This is a genomic window from Methylobacterium crusticola (assembly GCF_003574465.1).
GTDB classification, from domain to species: Bacteria; Pseudomonadota; Alphaproteobacteria; order Rhizobiales; family Beijerinckiaceae; genus Methylobacterium; species Methylobacterium crusticola.
Window position 1 is genome coordinate 1 of record NZ_QOWC01000141.1, and the last position, 22,959, is coordinate 22,959.

Here is a 22,959-nt window from a genome sequence, read left to right on the forward strand (position 1 = left end):
CCGCCGCCCGCCTCGGCGCCGGGTTCGCGCGCCGGGGCCGGCGCCGCCCGCGCGCACTCCGCCATCGCCCGCTCCAGCACGGCGAACACCCGCGGGTCGGCGCATTGCGCCGCGTTGAAGCGCAGGTAGCGTCCGGCGCTCTGCGACAGGCTGAAGACGTTGCCTGGGGCGAGGACCACGTCCTCGGCGAGCGCCCGGCGGGCGACCGCGGCGGCGTCGAGGCCGTCCGGCAGAGCCGCCCACAGGAACAGGCCGCCCCTCGGCTCGGCCCAGAGCGCCAGCCCGGCGGCGGCCAGGCGCCGGCCGGTGGCCCCGCGGGCCTCCGCGAGGCGCGTGCGCACGGCCTCGACGTGCCGGCGGTAGCTCCCGTCGGCCAGGATGCGGTGGACGAGGCCCGCCGCGAGGCGGCCGCTGCCGAACGAGACCGCGAGCTTCAGGTCGACCAGGCGCTCGACCCATTCCGCCCGGAGCGCGACGTGGCCGCTGCGGCAGGCGGCCGAGAGCGTCTTCGAGAAGCTGCCGATGTAGATCACCCGGTCGAGCCCATCGAGGCCGGCGAGCCGCGGCGAGAGCGCGGGCTCGAGGTCGCCGAAGATGTCGTCCTCGACGATGAGGGCGTCGTGCGCCTCGGCGAGCCGGAGCACCCGGTGGGCCGCGGCGGGGCTCAGCGTGGCGCCGGTCGGGTTCTGGAGGCCCGCGTTGGTCAGGTAGAAGCGGGGCTTGTGCGCCCGGAGCGCCGCCGCGAGGGCGGCGAGGTCGGGGCCCGTCGGCGTCACCGGGACGCCGACGACCCGGGCGCGGTGGGCGCGCAGCAGGGCGTGGAAGTTGAAGTAGCAGGGATCGTCGACCAGGACCGCGTCCCCCGGCTCCAGCAGGAAGCGGCAGACGAGGTCGAGGGCGGCCGTGGCCGAGTCGGTGAGCAGGATCTGGCCGGGCGCGGCCGGGATGCCCCGCTCGGACAGGCGCCGGGCGAGCAGCGCCCGCAGGGGCGCGTGCCCCAGGGGCGCGTCGTAGGCCGAGAGGTCGTCCGCGCCCTCGCGGGCGAGACCGCGCAGGCCGCGGCGCAGGCCCGGCTCCGGCATCCAGGAGGCGGGCAGCCAGCCGCAGCCGGGCATCAGCACCCGCGACCCGGCCTCCAGGGTCTGGCGCGTGACCCAGAGCGGGTCCACCGCCCGGTCGAGGGCGGGGCGGAGGGCCGCGAGCGAGAGCGGCCGGGTCGGGCCCGCGACGTAGAAGCCCGCGCCCGGCCGCGACACGATCGCGCCCTCGGCGGCGAGGCGGTCGTAGGCCTCCACCACGGTCGATTTCGACACCCGCATCGTCTCGGCGAAGGCCCGGATCGAGGGCAGCCGCGCGCCCGGGACGAGCGCCCGGCCGGCGATGCGCGCCTGGATCGCGGCCGCGACCGCGGCCACGCGGGTGGTGCCCTCGAACCCCGCCGGTCCCGGATCCTGGGTCATCCGTACTGCTCCCGAACCCGGACAGTTCGGCGAAATCGTACTGCCGGCGTCCCTGTTCGGATAGCCGTCCGCCCGCGATGGTGGCGCTGGAGAAGGAGCCCCGGATGCCGCACGCTCACCCCGCCTCCACCCCCGCCCAGGTGGCGCCGCCCGCCCAGGTGGCGACCCCCACCCAGGCGGCAGCCCCGGTCACCGGCCCGTCCGCCGAGCGGGCGCGCCGGCGGGCCTTCCTCGACGGGCTGATCGGGGTCCTGATCTTCTCGGGCTCGCTGCCGGCGACCCGGGTCGCCGTCATGGACCTCGACCCGGTCTTCCTGACGCTGGCCCGGGCGGGCCTCGCGGGCCTCGCGGCCGCGGCGCTCCTCCTCCTGTTCCGCCAGCCCCGGCCGGCGCGGCGGGACCTCGGCGCCCTGGCGCTGGTGGCGGTCGGGGTCGTGGTCGGCTGGCCGCTGTGCACGGCGCTCGCCCTGCGCACCGTGACGGCGGCCCACGCCACCGTGATGGTGGCGCTGCTGCCGCTTGCCACCGCGGTGTTCGGGGTCTGGCGCGGGGCCGAGCGGCCGCGCCCGGCCTTCTGGCTCCTCTCCGCGGCCGGCAGCGCGGTCGTTGCCGCCTTCGCGCTGCGGGACGGGGGCGGGAGCATCGGCCCGGGCGACGGGTTCCTGCTCCTCGGCGTGGTGCTGTGCGCCCTCGGCTACGCGGAGGGCGCGCGCCTCGCCCGCCGCCTCGGCGGCTGGCAGGTGATCGCCTGGGCGCTGGTGCTGTCGCTGCCCGTGATGGCACCCGCCGCTCTCCTGGCGCGCCCGGCCTCGTGGGCGGCGGTCGGCTGGCCGGCGCTCGCGGCCCTCGCCTACGTGTCGCTGTTCAGCATGCTCGTCGGGTTCGTGTTCTGGTACCGGGGGCTGGCGCGCGGCGGGATCGCGGCGGTGGGGCAGGTGCAGCTCCTCCAGCCCTTCGCCAGCCTGGCCCTCGCCGCCCTGGTGCTGGGCGAGCCGGTCGATGCCGGCCTCGGCGTCGCCTGCGCGGCCGTGGTGGCGACGGTCGCGGCGGCCCGGCGCTACGCCTGATCCCGGCCAAGGGGCCGGGCGCGCATCCGGGGCGCCTCGCGTCCCGGGGCGCGCGGCCTCAGGGCTCCTTGGCGACGGCCTCGATGTCGCGGTCGACGCCGCTCTCGACCTTGAAGTCCTGCGTGTAGACCTTGCCGTCGTGGCGGGCGATGAGCTGGTACTCGCCCTCCGCCAGGGTCACCTGCGGGAAGGCGCCGATGGCTTCCCGGATCGTGTCGCCGCCGGGCGTCAGCACGCTGAAGGCGGTGCCCGCGAAGGCCTCGGTGCCGGGCACGGCGACGAGCTTCAGCGTCACGGTGGCGGCGCGGTGGTTCAGGGTCGCGTCGGTGATGCGGCCGTTCTCGACCTTGAGGTCGGCACGCTGGATCGCGTTCGAGTCGCCCCAGGTCGAGACCACGTGGTAGGTGCCCTCCGGCAGCCGGATGATCTCGCCGGCCTTGACGCCGTCGCGGATCAGGCGGCCCTCGGGGTTGTTGCCGATCGGCACGAAGACCGAGAAGGCGAGCTGGCCCGGGGCGATGCGCGCGTCGCCGACCGCGCCCGCGAGGCGCAGCGCCCCGGCATTGACGGTGAGCTGGTCGCTGGCGGCGCCCGGCGCCAGGGTCACGCGCTTCGTCGTGCTGACGAAGCCGTAGGTGACGTTGGCGAGGTAGCTGCCGGGGCTGAGCCGGAAGGTCGGCTGGGCCTCCTCGGAGCGGGCGAGCACCACGGGCCTGCCGCCCTCCGGCCGGTCCTCGTAGATGCGCCAGGTCAGGCCGCCGCGGATGGGCTTGGCCTCGGTGGTGAGCACGGCGCGCAGGGACAGGGCCGCCTCCGGGGCCGCGACGGCCGCGGGCGGGGGGCCTTGCGTCACCCCCTGGGGCTTCGCCGGCAGGGCGGGGTTCGGGCCGGCCGGCCCGGGCGCGGTCTGCGCGGGAGCATCTTGCGTGGGCGCACCCTGGGCGAGCGCCGGAGCCGCGAAGGCGGGCCCGCAGGCCGGGATCCCGGACGCCAGGATGCCGGCAGCCAGGACGCGGGCGGGCAGGACGCGGGCGGGCATGCGGCCGGCCGCCCCGCGGCCGGCCCTCGAGGGCCCCTCACCGAACCGTCGTCGCGCCCGCCTCATCGCCGTCCCCCGCCAGAAGCTCGCTCGCCGCGGCCATGAGATTCCCGACCGAGAGCGGGCGGAACCGGAATTCCACCACGTGCTTGCCCGCCGGCACCTCGACCCCGCGGAACAGCAGGTTGGTGCGCAGGATCGGGTGCCGCACCCCGTCCACCCGGGCCTCCCAGCCCGGATAGTAGACGTCGTGCAGCACCAGCACGCTGTCGCGGTCCGTGTCGACCTCGAGCGTGACGACATTGCGGCGGTAGGCGAGGATGCTGGCCTGCCCGCGGGCGGCCTCGACGGGGGCGGAGGGGTCCTTGAGGCCGTACGCGCCCTTGATCTTCGGCACGCTCTCCTGGTCGACGAGGGCGGTCTCGCTCGCCTCGAACTCGGGCAGCTCGTCCTGGGAGAGCACGCTCTCGGAATCGACCGGCACCAGGCGGGTCGCCAGGTAGGCCCGGGGCCGGGCCGGGTCGAGGCGGTAGATCCACATCTGGCCGGAGCCGTACAGGAGCCGCGCGCCCGTGAGCTGCGGGAAGTGCCGGGGCAGGCGCTCGGCGGGCCGGTCGAGCACCAAGTACTCGAGCCCGAGCAGGCTCGCGAGCCGCGAGCGGTAGCCGCGGAACAGCCCGGGGAACTGGCGCAGGTTCGGGTCGGCGGCGTTCTCGCCGGGGCCGACGGCGCGCTCGTAATCGGCGAGGCGCAGGGGATTGTAGCCGATCGTGTCCTCGAGGCCGAACACCATCGAGGCGTTCTGCCAGGCGCCGCCGAGCCCCAGGATCTCGACCCGCGGGTGCTCGCCCTTCTGGTGGCGGGCGTCGAGCTCGGCTTTCAGCACGCCGAGGCCCTGGAGCTGCTCGGGCGGCAGGCGCTGGAACACGGCGTAGCGGCTCGCCGGCTCGGCGTTGAGGGAGGAGCCGGCGTTGCGCCAGATCAGCTCCGCGCCCGTGGCGGCGACGAGGCAGGCCGCCGCGAGGGCGCGCCGGCGCGGGCTCGCCCGCAGCATCGCGACGGCCGAGGCGAGCGCGATCGCCGTGCCGATCAGGACGTCGCGGGCGGCGTCGGGCAAGTGGCCGGCCTTGGCCGAGAAGGCGTAGGCGCCGGCGAGGATCAGCGCCACCGCGCCGAGGGCGAGGACCGGCAGGGCCCGGCGCCAGCCGGCGGCGAGGCGCGGCGCCCCGTCGCGGATGTAGGCGTGGACGAGGTAGCCGGCGATCAGCGCCAGCGCGATGTTGATCACGAAGGTGGCGTCCGCCGGCCGGCGGTAGAGGTCGACGCCCGGCACGTGGTCGAAGACCGGGGCGAACAGGGGCGTGTAGCGGCCGAGCGCGTACAGGGTCGCGGCCCCGAGCACGACGACGGGGTAGCGGATCTCCCGGGCGGCGAGCCGCCCGCCCGCGACCCCGTGCCAGAGGATCAGCAGGACCGGCAGGGTGCCGGCGAACAGGTAGTTGATCGCCCGGTCGGTCCAGGTGTTGCCGTCGAGGGAGGTCCAGTCGGGGCCCCAGTAATCGTAGGTCCAGCGCAGCGAGCCGAACACGTCGGCGAAGAGCGCGGTGGCGAAGCTCGCGGGCGGGAGCGAGCCCATGGCGGCGGCCCCGTAGCCGAAGGACGGCCGGGTCGAGGTCATCAGGAACTGCATGGTGAGGAGCGAGGGCACCGCCAGCAGGGCGCCGCCGACGAGGGCCATGGCGGCGAGCACGCCGAGGCGCGCCCGCAGGTAGGCGAGGGGGCGCCCGGCCGTCAGGGTCTCGTAGGCGGCGACGCCGATCAGGCTGACGCCGCACAGGAACGCCACCTGGTCGCGCCCGACCGTCATCACGGCGGCGACGAGCGCGAAGGCGAGCGCGAAGGCGTAGGAGCGGCGCGCCAGCGCCTCCTCCAGGAGCCACCAGGCCAGCGGCACGAAGCCGTACGAGATGATCATGCCGGTGTGCTGGAGCCGCGCCGAGGCCGAGCCGCCGAGCACGAACACCATGGCGGCCGCCACCGCGGCGGCCGGGTGCCAGCCGCGACGGCGGAAGAGCAGCAGGAACGCGACCGCGCCCGGGACGAGGTGGGCGAACACGACGGCGTCGAACAGCTCCATCGAGGGCGACGGGTCCGCCCACGCGAACAGCAGCATCGTCGGCGTGAACAGCAGCGATTGCGGGTCGGCGACCGAGGGGTGGCCGCCGAAATGGTAGGGGTTCCAGAGCGGCAGCTCGCCGTTCGCCAGCGCAGCCCCGAGGTAGCGCAGCATCGGGTAGAAGTGGTTCTTGGAATCCCACGGCACCACCGCGCCGGCGAGGGGCCAGACCGAGGCCGCGGCGGCCCAGAACAGCATCACGGCGGCGAGGGCGAGCCAGAAATCCCGGCCGGTCCAGGGGCGGGCCGGGGGCGTCGCGGCGCGCCCGGGGCCGCGGCGGGCGCTCGAGTGACCGGCGGGACCGCCCGCTGCGTGCTCCTGCATCATTTTCCCCGCGGGCCGTGGTCGTGACCGCCAAAATGGTGCTTATGTCGGCCATCGCGACGCCAGCATGGCAGCTTCGCCGTGACCGGACTTCGCGCGGTGACGATCCCGCGGGATCAGCCCCGCTTCCTTCATAGACGACGGCACTGAAGCCCAGATGAACGCAACGCTCGACCTCCTCCGCACCCGCCGCTCCGTGCCCCCCGCCCTCCTGTCCGGCCCGGGGCCGTCCGCGGAGGAGCGCGGGACGATCCTGGCCGCCGCCGCCCGGGTCCCGGACCACGGCAAGCTCGCGCCCTGGCGCTTCATCCTCATCGAGGGCGAGGGCCAGGAGCGGATCGGCCGGGTGGTGGCCGGGACCTACGCGGCCGACCATCCGGAGGCGGACGCGGCGCGCCTGGCCGCGGAGGCGGCCCGCCTCGCCCAGGCGCCGCTCGTGATCGCGGTCGTGTCGCGGGCCGCCGCCCACGCGAAGATCCCCGAATGGGAGCAGGTGCTGTCGGCCGGCGCCGCGGCGATGAACCTCGTCGTTGCGGCGAATGCCCTCGGGTTCCGCACGTCCTGGCTCACCGAGTGGATGACCTACGACCGGCGCGTCCTCGACGCCCTCGGGCTCGCCCCGACGGAGCGCCTCGCCGGGTTCGTGCATGTCGGGCGCGCCGAGCAGGTGCCGGGCGACCGGCCGCGGCCGGCGCTGGCCGACATCGTCAGCCGCTACTGAGCGCCGGGCGGCTCCCCGCCCTCACGGCGGCTTGGCCAGGGCGCGCTTGAGGGCGAGGGCCTCCGCCTCCCGGCCCGCCGCCGCGAGGGCCTTGCGCACCTGCCCGGCGAGGCGGGCATTGCCGAGCCCCGCGGCCGCGGCGGCCGCGGCCGAGAGAGTTTCGTCAGGCGTCGCCGCGGGGCCCGGAGGCGTCGCCGCGAGGCCCGGAGGCCCCCCCGCGGGGCCCGGAGGCCCCGCCGCGAGGAGGCCGAGGACCGCCTCGATCCGCGTCAGGCGCGTCGCCCGGCCGGACGCCGCCACGAGGTCGAGGTAGTCGGCGAAGAGGTCGGGCGGCAGCCCGCCCGTGCTCGCCGCCGCCCGGGGACGGAAGGGCAGGGTCTCGTGGTCGAGGCGCGGGTTGCGCGCGAGCCGGGTGCGGTTGCGGGCGACGACCTGCGCCACCCTCGCGCCGTCCGGCGCCCGGCCGAACAGCCGGATCGCCCGGGCGAGCGCCGCCTCCGGGTCGTCCCGCAGGGCGCCGTAATCGAGCACGAGCGCCCCCTCGGGCGGCGGCGCGGTCCAGCGCGCCCGGAAGGCCCGGTAGTAGCGGGCCTGGTGGGCGAGCCACCACTCGGCGAAGTCGCGCTCCGCGATCGGGAAGGCGTCGCCGCGCCGCGCCCGCGCCCGCTCGATCTCGGAGGCGATCTGCCCGGCGGGCTCCCGGATCTGGATCAGGTAGCGCACGCTTAGGACGTCGCGGGGGTCGGTCAGGCGGGGATCGTGCGACTTCTGCATGAAGAGCGGCCGCGGCCCGGCCGCGACGCACGGCGTGCGCCCGCAGCACGCCTCCGGCCCGGCCTGGAAGCAGTACCGGATGTCGTCTCCGAAATATTGATAGAGCATCGTCGACAGGAAATGATGGCCCGATCGCGGGATCGATTTGATGAAGACCTGCATGTTCCCGGCCGAGGCGGTGTCCCGTGCGGTGGAAGGCGCGATCTCGCGGCCCGCGCCGCGGGCGCGCCGCGCCTATCCGGATCCGGCGGGCTCCGCGTCGAAGCGGTACCCGAACGTCGCGAGGTCCTGCCGCAGCAGGGATTCCGCGCGGGACCGCAGGGGCGGGCTGTACCAGCGCCGGTAGTCGACCGGCGCGCGGCGGCGCTCGTGCGGCACGGCCGCGGCGGGCAGGCCGAGGGCGGCGGCGAGCGCCCGGTAGTCGCGCTCGAACCGCTCGAAGCGCCCGACGAAGCCGGCCCGGTCGAGGCAGTAGAAGCGGTGCGTCATCGGCAGGGCGTGGAGACGCAGCTTCGACAGGTAGGCGTCGCGGTCGAGCGGGATGGCGTCGTCCTCGATCGCGTCCATGAGCGCCGCGAGGTCGAGGCGGGAGCGGAGCGCCTCCTCGTCGCGCGTCGCCACCGCGTAGTCCTGGAACATCCGCAGGCAGGAGACGAGGCGGTCGAACGGGTTGCGCACGAAGGCGGCGGTCGGGCGGCCGTCGAACCGGGGATCCCAGCGGCCGTCGGCGGTCGCCAGGACGGCCCTGTCGCGCCCGCCGAACAGGCCCCGGACGACGGACGTGGAGCCGGTCTTGCGGACGCGGATGAAGACGCAGCCGGGCGGCTCGAACAGCAGGATCGACATGGGGCCTTCTTCGGATCGGGGCCGTCTCCCGGCGCGACGGCGCGCCATTCGGCGGCTGCCGGCGGCCCGCGTCAAGACGCCGGCCCGGGGGCGCGGCGCCAATCCGCCCCGCCGCCCGCGAAGGGGGCGGCCCCGGGCCCACCACGGGCCCGCGCGGCGTTGGCTTGCCGGCGCAAGTCTGCTTAGGTCCGCTCCCCACCGGAGCCCGCCGATGCACTACGACGCCGAGTCCCGCACCCTGCCGCACAACCCCTTCAAGGCCCTGGTGGCGCCGCGGCCGATCGGCTGGGTCAGCGCCCTCGGCGCCGGCGGGCAGCTCAACCTCTCGCCCTACTCGTTCTTCAACGGGGTCGCGGACAATCCCGAGATGGTCGCCTTCTCGTCCTTCGGCCGGAAGGACGCCATGACGTTCGCCGAGGAGGGCGGCGAGTTCGTGTGCAGCTTCGCCACGCTCGCGCTCAAGGACGCCATGAACCAGACCTCGGCGCCGCTGCCGCGGGGGGAGAGCGAGTTCGGGTTCGCGGGGCTCGCGACCGCGCCGTCCCGGAAGGTGCGGCCGCCGCGGGTGGCCGAGTCCCCCGCCGCCATCGAGTGCAAGTGGCTCCAGACCATCCCGATGGTGCCGCTGGGGGGCGGCGAGGCGACGTACTTCCTGGTGATCGGCCAGGTGGTGTCGCTCTACATCGACGACCGCTTCGTCACCCCGCAGGGCCGGGTCGACACCGGGGCGATGCGGCCGATCATGCGCGGCGGCTACTTCGACTACTTCGCGGTCGATCCCGAGTCGCGGTTCGAGATGCGCCGGCCCGCGGGCGGGGGCGACGTGCCGCGGTCCTGACGCGGCGGACCGCCGGGCCGGGCGCCCCGCCCGGCCGCCGCGCGGCCCCGGATTCGGCCCCGGCGGGTCCCGGTTTGCGGCGGAGTACCGAGACCGGCCACAGGTCAGGCCCGCGGCTTTACAAGCCTGACAGGGCTTGGCACAGTGCGCCCATCGGGACCGGGAGACGAGGGTGCCAGGGATCTCTTCAGCGGCCGGGACCTCCCCTGCGGCAAAGCCGGACACCATCGCCCCCAACAAGACCCTGACCGTCAGCACGTCCAAGCTGGACATCGAGAAGGCGGTGGAACATCTCGTCTCATCCAATACCGGGAGCGCGAGCCGGCACCATTGCCTGCGCGCCGTGAGGCAGGCCATCGAGGCCGGGGGCGTGTCGCTGAAGACCAGGGTGGCCAACGCCAAGGACGCGGGGCCCTCGCTGGTCGAGGTCGGGTTCTCGGTCGTGAGCAGCGCCGGCTACACGCCGAGGAAGGGCGACGTCGCCGTCATCCAGAACTACCAGGGCGGCAGCGTCGCAGGCCATATCTGCATGTACTCGGGAGAGGCGTGGATCTCCGATTTCGTCCAGACCGACATGTGGAGCGGCCCGGGCTACAGGACGAGCCGGCCGCCCTTCAAGATCTACCGGCCGTGACCGGCCCGTCGCGCGGGGGCCGTTGAGGTGCGCGGCGCTCCTGTCCTGGCGGCGTTCCTGCTGTGGGTAGGCCCGGCATCGGCGGCGGAGTCCCCGGCGGGCCGCTTCATCACGCACCTCTACGACCAGTACGGCCCGGGCGGGAGCGGCGTCGACCTCTACGGCCCGCGCGCCCGCGAGTTCTACGACCCCGCGCTGCTCGACCTCCTCGCGCGCGACCGCGCCCGCGCCGGCGGCGAGACCGGCTCCTTCGACTACGACCCGGTCTGCGCCTGCCAGGACTTCGAGATCCGCGACGTGACGTACGCCCTCACGCGGCGGAGCCGGGACGTCACCGACGCGCACGTCACGTTCACGAATTTCGGCAAGGCCGAGGCGGTCGACCTCACGCTCAGGCGGACGAACGGGGCCTGGAAGATCCTCGACCTCGGCAATACGTCCGCCCGGAGCCTGCGCGCGCTCCTGTCCCGCCCCCGTCCCACGACGCGGTAGCCGCGGCCCGCCCTGCGCCCGAGCGCCGAGGCCGGGACAATCGGGCGGGCCGCGGCCGCGCAGGCGATCCTGCCCTCGCGCCGGAGCGGGCGGCGGGTCGAGAGGGGCGGGGCGCGGGACACCGCCGGGACGGGCCGCTTCAGGCTTCCTTTACCATGAGATCACATCGTTGCCCCCGAGAGCCGGCCCGCGCCACGCAGGGCCGCTCCGGCGGATCCCGATGTTCCTGTTCACCACCACTCCCCCGACATCCCGTGATGCCGCAGGCCGCGGCGCCGCGCCGGCGAGCCCGGTGGTGGAGGCGATCCGGCAGGGCGCCGAGAGGACCGGCACCGGCTTCGACTACCTGCTCGCCACGGCGAAGCGCGAATCCAGCCTCGATCCCGCGGCGCGGGCCGGCACCTCCTCGGCGAGCGGCCTGTTCCAGTTCATCGAGCAGACCTGGCTCGGGGTGATGAAGCAGGACGGGCCCGCCCTCGGCCTCGGGGACTACGCCGACGCCATCACGGCCCGGACGCAGGGCGGCTTCGCGGTGAGCGACCCGGCCGCCCGCCAGACGATCCTCGACCTGCGCCAGGACCCCCAGGTCTCCGCCGCGATGGCGGGGGCGCTCACCCGGCGCAACCACGACGCCCTCGTCACCGAGCTCGGCCGGGAGCCCACCCGCGGCGACCTCTACGCCGCCCACGTGCTCGGCGCGAGGGGCGCGGCCGCGCTGATCCGCTCGGCGCAGAGCAGCCCGGCCCGGGCGGCGGCGACCGACCTGCCCGAGGCCGCGGGGGCCAACCGCAGCCTGTTCTACGACAAGGCGGGCCGGCCCCGCAGCACGTCGGAGCTCTACGCCCTCCTGTCGGCGAGCCAGTCCGGCGGCGCCCCGCCGGCGGCGGCGGCCGCCGGCGCGACCGAGCCCGCGGCCTACGCCCCCGAGGCCGGGTCGGGCCTGCGCTCCCTGTTCCAGACCGACGCCCGCCGCGGGCCGGTCTCAGAGAGCGTCGCGCAGCTCTGGCGCGGCCGCGGCGCGGGCACGGCCGCGGGTCCGAGCTACTTCCCGCGCACGGACGAGACGCCGGAGAGCGCGGATGCCCGCGACGCGGCCGCCCCGCCCCGGGCGGCCGCCGCGGAGGCGTCCACCGACCGTCCTGCCGGCGCGCTGCTGGCCGCCGGCGCGCCACTCGCCGCCGGCGCACCGTTGCCGCCGGCCCGCCCGGCCGAGTTCGGGGGCGCCGGCGGCAGGGGCCGCCCCGTCCCCCTCGATCTGTCCGCCTATCGCCAGGGGCCCTGATGCCCCGCCCGCGCATCGCCACCGGAGCCGCGCCGATGATCATCCGCCAGTTCCTGCTCTGGACGCAGCACGAATCCGCCGGCCGCAGGGCCGAGGCGGCGGCGTCGCTCGCCCGGGCCTACCTCTACGCCAAGCTCGACGCCGCGGCGCGCTGGGAGGCCAGGACCGCCATGACGGCGCTCCTCGACGACCCCTCGCCGCTGGTGCGGCGGGCGCTGGCCGAGGCCTGCGCCAACGCCGCCGAGGCGCCGCGCGCCCTGGTGGTGGCCCTGACGCAGGACCAGCCCGAGATCGCCGGGCTGGTGCTGGCGCGCTCGCCGGTCCTGTCGGATGCCGACCTCGTCGATTGCGCGGCGGTGGGCGAGGAGGCCGCCCGGGAGGCGATCGCGTCGCGGCCCCACCTCTCGGCCATGCTGTGCGGGGCCCTCGCGGAGATCGCCGGCCCGGAGGCTCTGCGGCTCCTGGCCGCGAACCCGGGGGCGGCGATCACCCGGGGCAGCCTGCTCCGGGTGGTGGAGCGCCACGGCGACGACGGGGCCCTGCGGGAGGCGCTCCTCGCCCGGGACGACCTGCCCCTGGACGTGCGGCAGGCGGTGACGGCCCGGCTCGCCCACGCCCTCTCGGCCTTCGTGACGGGGTGCGGCTGGCTCTCGCCGGAGCGCAGCGAGCGCGCGGCGCGCGAGGCGCGGGAGCGCGCCACCCTCGGCCTCGCCGAGGGGGCGGAGCGCGGCGACCTGCGCCGCCTGGTCATCTACCTGCGCGGGGCCGGCCAGCTCACGCCGGGCCTGATCCTGCGCGCGATGCTGTCGGGCCGGATGGCCTTCACGGAGGCGGCCCTCACGGAGCTGTCGGGCCTGAGCCCGGAGCGCGTGGCCGGCCTGCTGCACGACGGCAGCGGCCACGGCCTGCGGGCGCTCTCCCGGCGCGCCGGCCTGCCGGCGGCCCTGGAGCCCGCCTTCGCGGCGGCGATGACGGCCTGGCGCGAGGAGGCGACGGGCCTGCGCGAGTCCAGCGCCCCGGCCCTGTCGCGGCGGATGATCGAGCGCGCGGTGACGGCCTGCGAGAACCTGCCCTTCGCCGACAGCCACGTCATCGTGGCCCTGCTCAACCGCTTCGACGCCGAGGCCGCCCGCGACGAGGCCCGGGTCCTGGCCCGCACGCTCGTCGACGAGGCCGCCGTGGCGGAGGTGCTCGACGCGATCCCGGCCGCCCTCCTAGAGAGCTACCGCGAGGACCGGCGCCGGCTCGCCGCCTGACGGGGGTTCAGCGCGCGGCCGCCTTCCGGTCCGCGCACATGACCGCGGCCGCGAGGTAGCCGGCCAGGGAGACGACCACCGCCTGCGGCCGAATCGGTCGCACGAAATGTGCCGTGATGCTCATCAACTCCTCCCGATTCAGGGCGCCGGGATGTTTACGACAGCGTGCGGGCCGGGGACAAGCATCGGGCGGTTAAATATATTCTATCGCGGCCGGGGATGACGGCCTCGCGAAACTTTGACCCATCGGTCACGAACGAGGGGAATGTCGTCCTCGTGGCGGGCGGGATCGTGGGAGATCTCCGTCCGGCCCGCGCCGGATCCCGTCCCTGGCGCCTCGCGTCGGCGGTCCGGAAGTGCGGCGTAATCCGGCGCGGCGGCCCTCAGGGGCGTCGCCGGCGCAGCGCCGCGCCGCCCGCGAAGCCCGCGCCGCTCGCCTCCTCGATCCGCAGCATCTCGTTCCACTTCGCCATGCGCTCGGAGCGGGTGAACGAGCCGACCTTGAACTGCCCCGCGTCCCAGCCCACGGCGAGGTGCGCGATGGTGACGTCCTCCGTCTCGCCGGAGCGGGCCGACACGATGGTGCCGAAGCCGGCCCGGCGGCCCGCCTCCAGGGCGGCGCGGGTCTCCGTCACGGTGCCGGCCTGGTTGGGCTTGATCAGCACCGCCGTGCAGGCGCCCGCGGCCGCGGCCTCCTCGACGCGCCGCGCCTCGGTGACGAGGAAGTCGTCGCCGATCACCTGGACGCGGTCGCCGTAGGCCGCGGTGAAGCGGCGGAAGCCGTCCGCGTCGTCCTCCGCCAGCGGGTCCTCGACCGAGACGATCGGGTAGCGCGCGATCCACGCGCCGAGGAGCGCGATCAGGCCGTCGGCGTCGAGGCTGCGCCCGTCCCGGGCCAGGCGGTAGCGCCCGGCCCGGCCGAACTGCGAGGCCGCGATGTCGAGGGAGATCGCCACCTCGTCGCCCGGCACGAAGCCTGCCGCCTCGATCGCCCGGAGCAGCATGTCGAGGGCCTCCTCGTTCGACGCGAAGGCGGGCCAGTAGCCGCCCTCGTCGGCGACGCCCTGGAGCAGGCCGCGGGCGGACAGGAGCGCGCCGGCGGCGCGGTACACCTCCGCCGTGCGGTCGAGGGCCTGCGCGAACGAGGCCGCGGAGGGGCAGACCACCATGAAGTCCTGCACGTCCACCCGCCGGGCCGCGTGGGCGCCGCCGCCGAAGATCTGGATCTCCGGCAGGGGCAGGCGGACGGGGCCGTCCCCCGCGAGGTGGCGCCAGAGCGGCACGCCGGCGGCGGCGGCGGCGGCGTGCAGCACCGCCATCGAGGTGGCGATGAGGGCGTTGCCGCCGAGGCGCGTCTTGCCGGGCGTGCCGTCGAGGGCGATCAGGGCGGCGTCGATCGCGCCCTGCGCGCCGGCGTCCCGGCCGAGCAGGGCGGGGGCGATCTCGGCCTCGATGTGGGCGAGGGCGCGGCGCACGTCGAGGCCCCCGAAGGCCGCGCCGCCGTCGCGCAGGTCCAGGGCCTCGCCGGCGCCCGTGGAGGCCCCGGCCGGGGCGATGGCGCGGCCGAAGGCGCCGCCCTCGAGGCGCACGTCGACCTCGACCGTGGGGCGGCCGCGGGAATCCCAGACCCGGCGCCCGCGCAGGGCGGCGATGCGGGTGGCGGTCATGGCGTGGAGACTCCCGTTCCGAGGGCCGCCGCGAAGGCGTCGCGCACCGCGCCCGGGGCCGGCGGCGGGGCCGCGACGAGCGGCAGCGCCACCCGGCGGACCAGGGCCTTGTCGGCCTCCCCGGTCACGTACTCGACCGGCGACTTGCCGTCGATGCGGGCGAGCAGCAGCGCCGGCAGCAGCGCCCCGGCCCGGGCCTCGAGGGCGGGGCGCGGCTCCCAGGTCACGCCGGCGGCGTACGCCGCGAGGAGCGCCCCGAAGGCCTCGCCGAGGCGGGGCGCGGCGGCGCGGTTCCACAGCGCCTTGAGCAGCAGGTGGTTGAGGCAGAAGGCGAGGTCGAAGGCGGGGTCCCCGTACCAGGCGCATTCGGCGTCGAGGAGCACGGGCCCCTGCGGCCCGACGAGGATGTTCTTGGGGCTGACGTCGCCGTGGACGAGCGCGCGCTTCTCGGCGAGCGTGCGGGCGCTCAGGGCCATCAGGCGGTCCGCCACTCCCGGGTGCGACCGGGCCGTGGCCTCGAGGTAGGGCTCGAGGCGGATCGAGTGGAAGATGTCGTCGGTGGGAAAGCGCGCCGCGACGTCGGCCCGCCCGGCGGTGGCGGCGTGGATCGCCGCGAGGCGTCCCCCGACCTGCGCGGCGAAGCCCGGATCGACCCGGCCGTCCCGCAGGACGCCCTTCCAGACCGGGTGGTCGGCGGGATCGAGGTAGGCCATGGCGAACAGGCCGCTCGCGGGGTCGTGGCCGAGCACCTCCGGCACGGCGCCCGGCACGATCGCCGCCGCCTCGCGCAGCCAGGCGACCTCGTAGCCGTTGCGCGCCACCGGGGCGTGCCACTCGGCCGCCACCTTCAGCTTGGGGAGGGCCCGCTTGACCGCGAAGCTTCGGCCCGCCGCCGTCACCCGGACGATGTCGGAGGAGACCCCGCCGGCGAGGGGTTCGACCGCGAAGGGCTCGGCCGGGGCGATCAGGCCGAGGCGCCGGAGGACGGGCGCGAGGGCGTGGTCGTCCGGGACGCGGGTCCGGGGCACACGCATCACGACCGTCCCATCCAGGCCGTCCCCTCCGGGCCCGGCGACGTCCGCGCCGGTGCCCGCGCAGTCAAGCACGGGCGGCGTGGGACGTCGAGGGTCCGGCGGGCCCGGGGCGTCCCGCGCGTCCCAGCCCGCCTCCCGCGGCCCTTGCCGGCCTTGCACTCACGGTCTGCCGCCCGCCGGCCTATACTCGGCCCCGCGGCGGGTGGGCGATGCCGGGCTCCCGCGCCCGGGGGAGCGCTCCGGGCGGGTCCCCCCGCGGGAGACCGCACGGCCGGTCCGGGCTTCTCCAGGAGGGCGGCGGCCGGCTCGACCTCCTCCGGATCGACGAAGGGACGCGGCATGACGATAGCGAGCGACGACGAGCTGGAGGGGCTGAGGCGGATCGGGCGCATCGTCGCCAACACGCTCGAGGCGATGGGGAAGGCCGTCGAGCCCGGCATGACGACGCGCGACCTCGATCAGGTCGGGCGCCGGTTCATGGAGGCGGCCGGGGCCCGTCCGGCGCCGGAGCTGGTCTACGCCTTTCCCGGGGCCACCTGCATCAGCGTCAACGAGGAGATCGCGCACGGCATCCCGGGCGCCCGCGCGATCCGTCCGGGCGACCTCGTCAACATCGACGTCTCGGCGGAGAAGGACGGCTTCTTCGCCGACACGGCGGGATCCTTCGCGGTGCCGCCCGTGACGCGCGCGGTCGAGCGTCTCTGCAGGGACGGGCGCCGGGCCATGTGGACGGGCTTGCGCGAGGTCGGGGCCGGCCGGCCGCTGGCCGCGATCGGGCGGGCCGTCGGCACCTTCGCGCGCCGGAACGGCTACACCCTGGTGCGCAACCTCGCGAGCCACGGGGTCGGCCTGTCGCTGCACGAGGAGCCGACCGAGATCGCGACCTGGCCCGACGCCTCCGAGCGCCGGATCATGGCGGAGGGGCTGGTGTTCACCGTGGAGCCGTTCCTGTCGCTCGGCGCCGTGCTGGCCGAGGACGGCGACGATCCCTGGACGCTCTACAGCCGGCCGAGGGCCCCCACGGTCCAGTACGAGCACACGGTCGTCGCCTCGCGCAACGGCCCCCTCGTCGTCACCATGCCGGGCTAGGGCCGTCCCGGGCGAAGCGGGAGCCCCGGCCCGGCGCGAGGGCGCGCCCTCAGCCGGCCAGGTTCCCGAGGCGGTCCAGCAGGGCGCGGTCGTGCAGGAGCGCCATGCGCTCCCTCGGGCTGAGCCAGGCGGCGGCCTCGTCGATGGTCTCGGCCTCCACCACCTTGGCCTGGGCCATGACGTGGTCGGGCTGGAGCGCGCCGCGGGGGCGGGGATCGGCGGGCGGCAGCAGCGCGATGTGGCCGGCCTGGAGGGCCGGGTCGGCGTGGAGCGCCCGCAGGCCGTCGGCGTCGTCGTAGCCGCGGGCGGCGTTCTCGGCCTCGATCGCCCTGGCGCGCCCGGCGATGGCCGGGGGGTCGTGCTCCTCCGGCGTCATCAGCAGGCCGAGGCGCTTGAGCGCCAGGCCGAGGCCGAGCTGGCCGCTCGCCCAGGAGATCGGGATCGCCAGGACGAGGCCGAGGATCGTGGGCGACATCCAGAGGAACAGCGAGGTCGCGATCGCGAAGGCCGCGGCGCCCGCGACGAGCCCGAGGATCGTGTGCCAGCGGTGGCGCCGGACGATGTCGGACCACGGGATCGAGCCGTCGTCGCGGCGCTGCGGGTTCCAGCCGGTGTCGCGCCCGAGCAGGATCTGGAGCACGGAGCCGGACTGGATCAGCATCGCGATGGGGGCGATCAGCGCCGACAGGAGCGTCTCGATCAGGGCCGAGAGGACGAGCCGCACGCCGCCCCCGCTCGCCCGCCGCACCCGCCCGTCGATCAGCCCGAGGATCAGCCCGAACAGCTTGGGGGCGAGCAGGATGCCCATTGTGATCCCGAAGAGCTGGAGCGCGCGGACGGGGTCGAAGCGCGGCCAGACCGGGTAGAGCCGGAACTCGGTCGAGAAGTATTCCGGCCGGATGTAGGCGGTCTGGAGGGCGAGGGCGATGCCGACCACGAGCTGCGCGGCCCAGAGCGGCGAGGCGAGGTAGCCGGCGATGCCGGTGGCGAAGTGCTGGCGCGAGGCGAGGCGCAGGCCCGCCGTGCCGATGACGCGGGCGTGCTGGAGGTTCCCCTGCGCCCAGCGCCGGTCGCGCACCGCGATGTCGATGAGCGAGGGCGGGCTCTCCTCGTAGGAGCCCGTGAGGTCGGGGAGCATGTACACGCTCCAGCCGGCCCGGCGGATCAGCGCCGCCTCGACGAAGTCGTGGCTGAGCACGTGGCCGCCGAAGGGCGGGCGGCCGCTCAGGTCCGGGAGGCCGCAATGGGCCGCGAAGGCCCGGGTCCGGATGATGGCGTTGTGGCCCCAGTAGTTGCCGTCCCGGCCCGACCACAGGGCGAGGCCCGTGGCGATCACCGGGCCGTAGAGGCGGGCCGCGAATTGCTGCACGCGGGCAAACAGCGTGTTGCGGTTGATGATGAGGGGCAGGGACTGGATGATGCCCGCGTCCGGGTCCGCCTCCATGGTGCGGGCGAGCGTGACCACGCAGTCGCCGCTCATCAGGCTGTCGGCGTCGAGCACCAGCATGTGGTCGTAGTCGCCGCCCCAGCGGGTGACGAAGTCGGCGATGTTGCCGGCCTTGCGGTGGTGGTTCTTCGGCCGGTGGCGGTAGTAGAGCCGGGCCTGCGCGCCGAGGCGGGCGCTCAGGTCGAGGTAGGCGCGCTCCTCGGCGATCCAGGCGTCGGCCCGGGTCGAATCGGACAGGATCCAGTAGTCGAAGGCGGCGCCCTCGCCGGTGGCCTCGATCGACTCGCGGATCGCCGCGACGGCCGCGAAGGTGCGGGCGGTGGCCTCGTTGTAGACCGGCATCACCACGGCGGTGCGGGTGGCGAGCGGCGCGGCCGCGGCCGCGGGCCGGCCCCGGCGCAGGAGCGCCCCGAAGCCGAGGAGCGCCGACGTGAAGGCGAGGGCGATCCACGAGAAGTTGAGGGTGAACAGCCCGAGGAGCAGCCATTGCAGCCAGGTGGTCGAGCCCGCGACCGAGACCACCTCGTACATCTGCACCGCCCCGTAGGCGGTGAGGAGCCCGCCCCCGCCGAACACGAAGGCCCGGGCCGCCCAGGGCGTGCGGCGCGACGGCGCGGCGTGCCCGTCCTCCCCCGACCATCGGCGCAGGTCCTGCACCGGCATGGCGAGGGGCGCCTCCGGGGGCAGGCCTGGGCTCGGGGCGGGGCTCGGGGCGGGGCTTGGCGGCGCGTCCGTCACGGTGTCCAACGATACAGCCATGTCTCACTGACGGGTTTGTCGGCGGCCTTCACGGTCAGGCGCAGCTCGCACGCGGTCTCGCCGCCCGGATCGAGCTCGAACACCGCCCGCACGGTCTTGCGCTCCGGATAGGCGTAGAGCTGCTGGCGGGTGAGGCTGCCGGGCCCGGTATGGAGCGAGAGCCGCAGGGACCCGGGCGCGAGCCCCTCGGCGAAGGGAGCCTCGCCGGTGAAGTCGACGAGGAAGAGCCGGCGCCGGCCCGAGGCGCCCCGGCCCACCCGGGTGCCCGAGCAGACGGCGAGGGGCGGCTGGCCGGGCACGCTCCAGCACCAGAACTGCCGGTAGCTGAAGGCCGCCTCCTTGGCGATGGGCTCCTTCGGGCGCCAGTAGGCCAGGATGTTCTCGTTGACCTCCGACTCGCTCGGGATCTCGATGAGCTGCACGGCGCCCGGCCCCCAGCCGTGCTGGGGCACGTCCGGCGCCCAGGTGCCGAGGGGCTCGACCCACAGGCTCGGGCGCCGCTCCCAGCGCTGCACGTCGTCCTGGTAATCCCCGTAGGCGCGGGCCCGCTGCACCAGCCCGAACCCCTTCGGGTCCTGGTCGAGGAAGGCCGAGATCTGGAGCGTCTCGGGGTTCTGGACCGGGCGCCACAGGGCCTCGCCCCAGCCGTTGCGGATCTGCAGGCCGTCGATCTCGTGGGCGGCCGGGCGGGCGTCGTCGACGTTGCGGTGGTCGGTGGGGCCGAACAGGTAGGCGCCCGTCATGCCGGCGATGCCGACGTGCTCGAGCGGGGTGCGCGGGCACAGGGTCGCCTCGACGTCGACGATCGTGGCCTCGCCCGGGCGCAGGGTCATGTGCAGGGCCGCGGTCGCCGATTCGGAATCGACGAGGGCGTGGATCACGATCTGGCCGGTGCCGACCGCCGGGCGCTCGAGCCAGAAGGCGCGGAACAGCGGGAATTCCTCGCCCTTGGCCTCGGCCGGGCGCAGCGTGAGGGCGCGGGCGGTGACGCCGTAGCTCTGCCCGGCGGCGAGCGCGCGGAAGAACGAGGCGCCCTGGAAGATGGCGCAATCGGCCGGGGAGGCGCCCGCGAAGCTGGCGTAGAGCCGGAAGCCCGAGAAGGCGAGGTCGCGCGGCTCCTCCGGGGCCTTGAGCTTGCCGAACTCGAACCGGCCGCGGTCGTAGGCGACGCGCCGGACCACGCCGTCCTCGACGACGTGGAGCGTCACCGGGTTCGTGAACAGGAAGCCGCGGTGCAGCGGCTCGACCACGAAGCCGCGGCCCTCGCCGGCCCAGATCAGCGCCGGGGGCAGGGCCCGGATGGCGACGTACTGCTCGTAGGACAGGGCGCCGAACGGGTCCGGCAGGGCGTTCGAGGGGGCGGCGTAGGGCTTCTTCGCGAGCGCGCGGGCGAGGTCGACCACCCGGGCCGGATCGAAGCGCTCGCCGTCGCCGGGCGGCGAGGGCTCCGGCTGCTGCGCCAGCGCCCCCCCGGCCCAGGCGAGGCCGCCGCCGGCGAGCGCCAGCACTCTGCGCCGGTCGAGCGCGGGCCCGGGCTGCGGCCGGGAGGGCGGGGCGGTGGGGTGTCGCGTCATGCCGGGGGACCGGGACCGTGCGGATTCGGGGGCTGCCGCCGGCCGTTTACCACGCCCGGAGATGAACCGGGGGTTAAGAATCGCTCGAGTTCCCGCGGGCGGGGCGCCGCGAAGGCCCGGCAGTTAAGCCCGCATTTGCCCGCGGGGCGCGATGCGCTAGAGCGGGCGGAACGCCCGAGACCGAGGCCCCGAGACCCGACAGGCTGCCGATGACCTCCACGCCGAATCCCGCCCGGGCGGAGCGCACACGCGCGGAGGGGCCCGGGGCCCGCTCGCTCCTCGCCGTCGTGCTCGCCGCCGGCAAGGGCACCCGCATGCGCTCCGACCTGCCCAAGGTGCTGCACCCGCTGGCGGGGCGGCCGATGATCGGGCACGTGCTGGCCGCCGTGGCGGAGGCCGGCGCGACGCGCATCGCCGTGGTGACGGAGCCCGGCCGGGCCGACGTCGCCGCGGCGGTCGAGGCCGCCGCCCCCGGCGCCGCGGTCTTCCCGCAGGCCGAGCGCCTCGGCACCGCCCACGCGGTCCTGGCCGCCCGGCCGGCCCTGGAGGCGGGCGCCGACGACGTGGTGGTGGCGTTCGGCGACACGCCCCTGGTGACGGCCGCGACGCTGGCGCGCCTGCGGGCGCCCCTCGCCGAGGGGGCGGCCGTGGCGGTCCTGGCCTTCGAGGCCGCCGACCCGACCGGCTACGGCCGGGTGCTGGTCGAGGACGGCCGGGTCGCGGCGATCCGCGAGGAGAAGGATGCGAGCCCCGCCGAGCGGCGCGTGACCTTGAGCAATGCCGGCCTGATGGCGCTCTCCGGCGGCCTCGCCCTCGACCTCCTGTCGCGCATCCGGGACGCCAACGCGGCCGGCGAGTACTACCTGACCGACGCGGTCGGCCTCGCGGTGGCGGACGGGCACCGGGTCGCCGTCGTGGAGGTCGCGGAGGCCGAGGCGCAGGGCATCAACGACCGCGTGCAGCTCAGCCTCGCGGAGGCGACCCTGCAGGCCGCCCTGCGGCGCCGGGCGATGCTGGCGGGCGCCACCCTGATCGCGCCCGAGACGGTGTTCCTCAGCCACGACACCGTGCTCGGCCGCGACGTCGTGGTGGAGCCGCACGTGGTGTTCGGCCCGGGCGTGACGGTGGGCGACGGCTGCACGATCCACGCCTTCTCGCACCTGGAGCAGGCCCGGCTCGCGGCGGGCGTGCAGGTCGGCCCCTACGCGCGCCTGCGGCCCGGGGCCGTGCTCGAGACCGGCGCCCGCATCGGCAACTTCGTCGAGGTGAAGAACGCCGCGATCGGTGCGGGCGCCAAGGTCAACCACCTCTCCTACGTCGGGGATGCCGAGGTCGGCGCCAGGGCGAATCTCGGGGCCGGCACCATCACGTGCAACTACGACGGGGTGAACAAGCACCGCACGGTGATCGGGGCGGGCGCCTTCGTGGGCTCGAACTCGGCCCTCGTCGCGCCCGTGACGATCGGGGCGGGCGCCTTCGTGGGCTCCGGCTCGGTGGTGACCGACGACGTCCCGCCGGACGCCCTCGCCCTCGGCCGCGGCCGCCAGGTGAACAAGCCCGGCTGGGCGAAGCCGACCCGGAGGTGAGGGCGGCGCGCGCGGCGCCGGGCCGGTGGCCGCGGGCGCGCGCTTGATCTAGGCTGGGCGGGACGCGGCCGGGGCCGCGCGGGCCCCGGCGCGGCGGGGCGGGGCGGGAAGCGACGGGATGGAGCGCGTCCAGGACCGGCCCGCCGGCGAGACCTCCGACGACCTGCCGGCCCTCATCGCCGGCGTCGCCGCGGGACGCCGCGACGCCCTCGCGGCGCTCTACGGGCGCACCGCCCCGAAACTCTTCGGCATCGTGCTGCGTATCGTCAGGGACCGGGGCGCGGCCGAGGACGTGCTGCAGGACGTCTACCTGCGGGTCTGGCAGAGCGCGGCCGGCTACGCGCCGGAGGCCGGGCGGCCCATGGCCTGGCTGGCGTCGATCGCGCGCCACCGCGCCATCGACGTGGTGCGGCGCAGGCGCGAGGTGGCGATGCCCTCAGGCGGGGACGAGGAGGACTGGCTCCAGCGCGTCGCGGACCCGCGCGACCGCGAGGCCGAGGCCCTGAGCCGCGAGGCCCTGCTGTACTGCCTCGCGCGGCTCGATCCCCAGCAGCGCGACTGCGTGGTGCGGGCCTATTGCGAGGGCCTCTCGCGCGAGGAGCTGGCGGCGCGCTACGATCGGCCCGTGAACACCGTGAAGACCTGGCTCCATCGCGGGCTCGCGATGCTGCGCGGCTGCCTGGACGAGGCCGCATGACCCCGCCCGACGAGAGCGACGACCTGCGGGCCGCCGAGTACGTCCTCGGCACCCTCGACCCCGCCGAGCGGGAGGCCTACCGGCGCGACCGCGCGGCCCGGCCCGGCCTCGCCGCGGCCGAGCGGGCCTGGGAGGCGCGCCTCGCCCCACTCGCGGGCGCGATCCCGGAGGCGCCGCCGCCGCCCGGCGCCTGGGCG

Annotated in this window: 19 protein-coding genes and 1 pseudogene; 11 read left to right on the forward strand and 9 right to left on the reverse strand. The window is 75.9% G+C overall.

Features of this window, described 5'->3' with window-relative positions:
• A partial coding sequence (locus tag DT057_RS26015) for an aminotransferase-like domain-containing protein (protein WP_162501509.1) occupies positions 1-1,460 on the reverse strand: 1,460 nt, incomplete at its 3' end.
• 104 nt (positions 1,461-1,564) lie between these two features.
• On the opposite strand from DT057_RS26015, the gene DT057_RS26020 reads away from it, so the two are divergent.
• Positions 1,565-2,527: a DMT family transporter gene (locus DT057_RS26020; protein ID WP_128564996.1), complete on the forward strand. Its 963-nt coding sequence runs from the start codon at positions 1,565-1,567 to the stop codon at positions 2,525-2,527.
• 58 nt (positions 2,528-2,585) lie between these two features.
• Here the strand turns inward: DT057_RS26020 and DT057_RS26025 are convergent, their stop codons facing one another.
• Entirely contained in the window at positions 2,586-3,632 is a 1,047-nt protein-coding gene (locus DT057_RS26025) for a hypothetical protein (RefSeq protein WP_128564997.1), read from the reverse strand.
• Positions 3,604-6,069 (reverse strand): YfhO family protein, encoded by a 2,466-nt coding sequence (locus DT057_RS26030; protein ID WP_420870331.1) that lies wholly within the window; start codon positions 6,067-6,069, stop codon positions 3,604-3,606. Before DT057_RS26030 ends, DT057_RS26025 begins: the two co-directional genes overlap by 29 nt.
• Positions 6,070-6,223: 154 nt before the next feature.
• Between DT057_RS26030 and DT057_RS26035 the strand changes: the two genes are divergently transcribed.
• Positions 6,224-6,787, forward strand: coding sequence for a nitroreductase family protein (locus DT057_RS26035; RefSeq protein ID WP_128564999.1), 564 nt, complete (start codon positions 6,224-6,226; stop codon positions 6,785-6,787).
• A 21-nt stretch (positions 6,788-6,808) separates the two neighbouring features.
• On the opposite strand, the gene DT057_RS26040 is transcribed toward DT057_RS26035, so the two are convergent.
• Positions 6,809-7,723, reverse strand: a complete 915-nt coding sequence (locus DT057_RS26040; protein WP_128565000.1) for a hypothetical protein — start codon at positions 7,721-7,723, stop codon at positions 6,809-6,811.
• A 72-nt stretch (positions 7,724-7,795) separates the two neighbouring features.
• Positions 7,796-8,407 (reverse strand): sulfotransferase family 2 domain-containing protein, encoded by a 612-nt coding sequence (locus DT057_RS26045; RefSeq protein ID WP_162501510.1) that lies wholly within the window; start codon positions 8,405-8,407, stop codon positions 7,796-7,798.
• Between the two features lie 211 nt (positions 8,408-8,618).
• Here DT057_RS26045 and DT057_RS26050 point away from each other — a divergent pair, with 211 nt between their 5' ends.
• From DT057_RS26050 to DT057_RS26070, 5 genes are all read left to right on the forward strand, one after another.
• Positions 8,619-9,245: a flavin reductase family protein gene (locus DT057_RS26050; protein ID WP_128565002.1), complete on the forward strand. Its 627-nt coding sequence runs from the start codon at positions 8,619-8,621 to the stop codon at positions 9,243-9,245.
• A 172-nt stretch (positions 9,246-9,417) separates the two neighbouring features.
• The gene (locus tag DT057_RS26055) at positions 9,418-9,879 is read left to right on the forward strand and encodes a hypothetical protein (RefSeq protein WP_203236380.1); all 462 of its coding nucleotides are present in this window, start codon (positions 9,418-9,420) and stop codon (positions 9,877-9,879) included.
• 27 nt (positions 9,880-9,906) lie between these two features.
• The gene (locus tag DT057_RS26060; protein ID WP_128565003.1) at positions 9,907-10,371 is read left to right on the forward strand and encodes a DUF3828 domain-containing protein; all 465 of its coding nucleotides are present in this window, start codon (positions 9,907-9,909) and stop codon (positions 10,369-10,371) included.
• A gap of 220 nt (positions 10,372-10,591) precedes the next feature.
• Positions 10,592-11,653 carry a lysozyme family protein gene (locus DT057_RS26065; protein ID WP_128565004.1) on the forward strand — a complete coding sequence of 354 codons (1,062 nt, stop codon included), beginning with the start codon at positions 10,592-10,594 and terminating at the stop codon, positions 11,651-11,653.
• A gap of 35 nt (positions 11,654-11,688) precedes the next feature.
• Positions 11,689-12,909, forward strand: coding sequence for a DUF2336 domain-containing protein (locus DT057_RS26070; protein WP_128565005.1), 1,221 nt, complete (start codon positions 11,689-11,691; stop codon positions 12,907-12,909).
• Between the two features lie 383 nt (positions 12,910-13,292).
• Here DT057_RS26070 and eno read toward each other — a convergent pair whose 3' ends face one another.
• Together eno and DT057_RS26080 are read right to left on the reverse strand one after the other, a co-directional pair.
• Positions 13,293-14,576: a phosphopyruvate hydratase gene (gene eno, locus DT057_RS26075; RefSeq protein ID WP_128565006.1), complete on the reverse strand. Its 1,284-nt coding sequence runs from the start codon at positions 14,574-14,576 to the stop codon at positions 13,293-13,295.
• Positions 14,573-15,610 carry a phosphotransferase gene (locus DT057_RS26080; RefSeq protein ID WP_128565007.1) on the reverse strand — a complete coding sequence of 346 codons (1,038 nt, stop codon included), beginning with the start codon at positions 15,608-15,610 and terminating at the stop codon, positions 14,573-14,575. The genes eno and DT057_RS26080 overlap by 4 nt, the downstream gene beginning before the upstream one ends.
• Positions 15,611-15,949: 339 nt before the next feature.
• Here DT057_RS26080 and map point away from each other — a divergent pair, with 339 nt between their 5' ends.
• Entirely contained in the window at positions 15,950-16,699 is a 750-nt protein-coding gene (gene map, locus DT057_RS26085) for a type I methionyl aminopeptidase (protein WP_128565008.1), read from the forward strand.
• Between the two features lie 49 nt (positions 16,700-16,748).
• Here map and mdoH read toward each other — a convergent pair whose 3' ends face one another.
• Positions 16,749-18,905, reverse strand: coding sequence for a glucans biosynthesis glucosyltransferase MdoH (gene mdoH / locus DT057_RS26090; protein WP_128565009.1), 2,157 nt, complete (start codon positions 18,903-18,905; stop codon positions 16,749-16,751).
• The gene (locus tag DT057_RS26095; RefSeq protein ID WP_128565010.1) at positions 18,881-20,479 is read right to left on the reverse strand and encodes an OpgD/OpgG family glucan biosynthesis protein; all 1,599 of its coding nucleotides are present in this window, start codon (positions 20,477-20,479) and stop codon (positions 18,881-18,883) included. Before DT057_RS26095 ends, mdoH begins: the two co-directional genes overlap by 25 nt.
• Positions 20,480-20,688: 209 nt before the next feature.
• Between DT057_RS26095 and glmU the strand changes: the two genes are divergently transcribed.
• From glmU to DT057_RS26110, 3 genes and pseudogenes are all read left to right on the forward strand, one after another.
• Positions 20,689-22,065, forward strand: coding sequence for a bifunctional UDP-N-acetylglucosamine diphosphorylase/glucosamine-1-phosphate N-acetyltransferase GlmU (glmU, locus tag DT057_RS26100; protein WP_128565011.1), 1,377 nt, complete (start codon positions 20,689-20,691; stop codon positions 22,063-22,065).
• A 118-nt stretch (positions 22,066-22,183) separates the two neighbouring features.
• A complete protein-coding gene (locus tag DT057_RS26105; RefSeq protein WP_128565012.1) occupies positions 22,184-22,762 on the forward strand; it encodes a sigma-70 family RNA polymerase sigma factor in 579 nt (192 codons plus the stop codon).
• A pseudogene (locus DT057_RS26110) lies at positions 22,759-22,959 on the forward strand (anti-sigma factor); the annotation flags it as partial. The gene DT057_RS26105 and the pseudogene DT057_RS26110, both read left to right, overlap by 4 nt.